The sequence below is a fragment of the Okeania sp. SIO2B9 genome (genome assembly GCF_010672505.1).
GTDB lineage: Bacteria > Cyanobacteriota > Cyanobacteriia > Cyanobacteriales > Microcoleaceae > Okeania > Okeania hirsuta.
Window position 1 is genome coordinate 1 of record NZ_JAAHGK010000639.1, and the last position, 4,304, is coordinate 4,304.

At 35.7% G+C, this 4,304-nt stretch carries 2 protein-coding genes and 1 pseudogene; 1 reads left to right on the plus strand and 2 read right to left on the minus strand.

Annotation, left to right across the window (positions count from 1 at the left end; all coding sequences use genetic code 11):
* Positions 1-41 precede the first annotated feature (41 nt).
* Positions 42-342 (plus strand): annotated as a pseudogene (locus F6K13_RS20620) (IS630 family transposase); the annotation flags it as partial.
* Between the two features lie 1,173 nt (positions 343-1,515).
* Here F6K13_RS20620 and F6K13_RS20630 read toward each other — a convergent pair.
* Together F6K13_RS20630 and F6K13_RS20635 are read right to left on the minus strand one after the other, a co-directional pair.
* Positions 1,516-2,229 carry a PHP domain-containing protein gene (locus F6K13_RS20630; protein ID WP_124154349.1) on the minus strand — a complete coding sequence of 238 codons (714 nt, stop codon included), beginning with the start codon at positions 2,227-2,229 and terminating at the stop codon, positions 1,516-1,518.
* A gap of 862 nt (positions 2,230-3,091) precedes the next feature.
* A complete protein-coding gene (locus F6K13_RS20635) occupies positions 3,092-4,219 on the minus strand; it encodes a HetZ-related protein (RefSeq protein WP_353735691.1) in 1,128 nt (375 codons plus the stop codon).
* Positions 4,220-4,304: the final 85 nt, after the last annotated feature.

Genomic DNA, 4,304 nt, shown 5'->3' on the forward strand with positions numbered 1-4,304 from the left:
TCTGCGTTATAACGTAAATTGTCAACTAAGTCAAAACTCCTGAAGGAGTACAAGCTTTGTTCATGTTTTTTGATCCTAACAGAGGATGGCGGCGGGTTAGTAATCGAGATAGTCGGACTCGAATAGATTGGGCAGAAGAAGTGAGGCAATTATTGGATGTAGACAATTCCATTTTCTCAAAAAGTCAAGTTAGTTTGTGATCATCTCAATACCCATAATATCGCTTCTTTTTATGAAGCATTTCCAGCTCCAGAAACCCACCCTTTAGCTCGAAGATTGGAAATTTACCATACCCCTGGCAATGGTAGTTGGTTAAATGTAGCCGAGACTGAACTAAGTATTTGATCGAAACAATGTTTAGAGCGAAGAATTTGTAGCAAAGAAAAATTGGGGGGTTGCACATTAAAGAATGATAATAGATTTTAAACTATACATATATTGAGGAAAGAATTATCCAAAAATATCTACTTTCGGATTTCATCATTCCTGACTGTGCAACGCCAAAATTGGAAAAATAATTAATTGCATGGCAAACCGAGCGTAACCAAACTGCCTCTAAGGTGAGCTGGCAATTCTCAACTGATGATGCTAGGGTTGAACTCAAACATCTTGATCCGGTTTTTGAGACCGCCTAAGACTCAATAATTATCACTATCAATTCAATAGCGATCGCTTGTTTCCTGCTACCAATTGACAGTGATCGCCTGTTTGTGATTTTCCATTTTTCTTAAAAGCTGTTATCTTTAAAATAGCAACTTTTTCCTGACTATTCTATTGCACTATTTTAGATTAAACAATCCACTACCAATAGCGTTTATGTGTAATATCATGTCCGGATAATTAGTGATCAAAAAACTTTCTCCTTCTCTTCTTCTTTCTTCCCTCCTGACTTCTAACTCCTGACTCCTGACTTCTCCATCATTTATTTATAACTGTTCAACCGGACATGGTATAAGTCCTAAATAAAATAAATAATGCTAAATAGCTTGCTCATTCTACTTCCTACTCCCTCTTTATCTAAAGATGTCTAATATCAAGAAAATATAAGTTTAATCACAAAATATTAATATTTGCCTCGAACTCTTACAACACTTGTTATCCTGAATACATCAATTTAACAAACTGTGATAAAAATCATGAGAGTATCAAAATCATCATTACATCTTGGCCAGTCAATATCTCTAGGAATTGTTTTGTTGCTAATGAGCTTTGGGGTAATGCTTGTGACAACAATAATGATAGCAAATGGAAGCTAAAAAAACAGCAGACCCCTTTCACTAAAATAAAGAGGTCTGGCAATTCAATTTAACAGAAACAGTAAGAATTTCTGTGAACTCTAGTAAAGGAAGTTCATAATAGAATAGCGACAAGTCTAATAAAAATACAGGTAGAAGACCCTGGTGTATAAACAGCGACTCCGCACGCTAGTTTAATCCTGTGGTGTCGCCTAAGCGCAACATCGGGAGTATATCAATACAGCTTTAATTATAGGGGTGGAATAGAGATATTCCCACCCTATAAACGTAGTAAAAGATTTTTTCCATGAGTATCAGTACCGCAGGTATTAAGTAGACCATAAGTAGCACTGAGTTTTTTCACTTGTTCTGTTTGTTTTGGGCTAGGATACCAGGGTTTAGTATGAGTGTAACCGTAGTAGGTTTCTACACCATCAATTCCTAACTTAGCTGCTGCTTTGATTAGATCGGTAGCAGAACGCTTATAACGACAGGGATGAGCAAGTACCGCTAAACCACCAGCTTGTTGAATTGCAGTGATGACATTAGTAGCTTGATATTCTTGACCTTGAGTCGCTTTTCCTGTTAAATAGGGCTGCAAACTTGAGTGTTCTGGGTTAAAGCCATATCCTAGAATATGTACTTCAATATTAATTAAGTTGGCGTTAATTTCTACTCCACTCCACAAAGTCGGTGCTAACCGCTCGCGGTCTCCATCATTAGATTTCCAGTTTTCTAACCAACTTTTAGCTACTTGATAACCAGCAACAGTATGATGATCAGTAATGGCCAAACCTTTAAGGCCGATGGCAATTGCTTGCTCCATCAAACTTTCAGGTTTTAACTTTCCATCCGAGTAAATTGTATGTAGATGAAAGTTATAATAGTATGGACAGCTATGAGCATCAATAGTTTCAAAGATTTGCTTAATTTGAGAGTAGTTATTGGCCACTCGATTAGTCAAATCAGGAGCCAAAGCTATATTGATAGACATATATTTTAATAAATCGTTACTTTATCCAATATATCTAATTTTTATCCAAAACTGCTAATTAGCTCCAGCTAACTAATATATTAAAATTTTATATTTAAAAATATCTAATTGATTAAATAGTATTGATTTAATGGGAATGATGGGAAAAATTTCTATCAAAAAATAAGAGGGTATTTATACTGATTAAATTATTTTCGGTTAAATACTGATAATATCTGTGAAAGTAAGTAATTGGTAATTGATAATTGATAATTGATAGTTGGTTATAGTTTAAATAGCTTCATTGTTTGATGGAATGGTAATCCTGAACTCAAAATAGTTAATGACGAATGTACGTCGCTAATCGGACAACTCCCCTAACTGGCTATTGGCTACTAAATATAATAATAATTGCCGATCTCAACAGAATATTAGTCCCAATTAATTTGTATTTTAAATAACATAACAATCTTGAATAGACTGAATATAATACCAATTCACTCTCAGGATGTCACAAATAGTCAGCAACTGATGATGTGGAATAATAAGCTGAAATTATTGTAAACGTCAATACTTTAAGTCTATCAACTTTCACTTCGCGCCTTCTGACTTTTGACTTCTGATACAAATTCACTTTCAAGATGTGACAAATAGTTTCAAACTTTAAACGTTAAATAATTTTCTGAAATTACTGTATAATCAAAGTTTTATAGCTCTATAAAATCTTACTTTTGACTTTTGACTTTTGACTTATAACTTCCGTGAAACGGTATGACTTCTATAAGGTGGGCATTGCCCACCCTAGACAGAAGCAGGATGACCCATATCGCAAACTTTAATTGATGGACGAGTAAAAAGAATGTCTTTCATTTTGGATACCATACTAGCTTTGGTCACTATTGCGAAATACCCAAGCCATATCCAACAATTTTGCCCAACGTTTTTGTAACTGTTTCGGAGTACATTTAATAGTCTTCGCGATCGCTTGTTCATCTTCACCATTGCGCTTGAGTTGTAAAATTTGCTGTTGTTCAGGAGAAAGAGTTGCCTGGAAAGCTTCCCATTTATTAGAATTCATACCTAATTTTTGGTCAATGTCAGCACCTAACCATTGATGCACTAACTTCCAATTTTTAGAACAAGCAAATTTTTCAACATGATACTTAAAACGTTGTTGTAAATAATCCCGTTGACGAGAAGTTAAACCTAGCTCCTTATCAATATCAGATGCTTGATAATCTTGTAATTTTAGACGCAGATAATCAATACATTGGTCTTGACCTTGAACTTCCAAGTAATTGATTAATTCAGAAATCACGCGATCGCGCAATACAGCCTCAGCAGGGTCAACAGCTTCAGAAACCATTTGCTCCCGTACTTGTTGCACAGCAGAAGACCGACTAAAAGCTTCTGCATCTTCACCTTTGGGAGACTCAACTGCCATTTCAATATCAAGAGAAGTTTCAGGAGGTTGACCCTTAGCAAAACCTTGAGCGCGGAGTACAATCAATCTTTGACGATTCCGGCCAGGCAAACCAATTTGACGCTTGGCGTACTGTTCAGTAAATGCCATATATTCTGCTAATTCTAATTTCACTCTAGGAGTATAGTCTTCCTCCAGATTGTGTTCCCGGCGGAAAGCTCTTAAAGATTCAATATAAAAACCTTGCAGAAAATCCTCAATCAAGTTATAGCGACCTTGGAAACTCAATTGTGCTCTAAAAGAAGCAATATGACGATAAATCATAGAAGCTAGCAGAGAGTGTAATTCTACCCGACCTTGTTTAGAACCAAGTTTGTAGTATTGTACGCACTTTTGCAAGCGATGACGAGCCAAACTAAGTTGCCAAGATTGAACTTCACCAGAATTTTGAATCCGATTACTCTTTTGGCAAATCCGCTCTACTTCTTGGGCGATGCGAGTGATTATGGTTTCAGCTTTTGCTGGCTTACTTTTCAAAGTACCTTGCAATTCTTGCAAAACTACAGCAGCTAAAGTTTCAGTATTCATTTCTAGTAACAAATCAAAATATTAAAATTAAGGCAACGTCAGATTTTTCCTTCTTCCTTCTTTAATTCTTTCTTCTGCTATAGCA

What these genes read in the sequence shown, in the direction of transcription:
- F6K13_RS20635 (WP_353735691.1), bottom strand. Translation starts at nt 4,219, where the DNA reads ATGAATACTGAAACTTTAGCTGCTGTAGTTTTGCAAGAATTGCAAGGT.
- F6K13_RS20630 (WP_124154349.1), bottom strand. Translation starts at nt 2,229, where the DNA reads ATGTCTATCAATATAGCTTTGGCTCCTGATTTGACTAATCGAGTGGCC.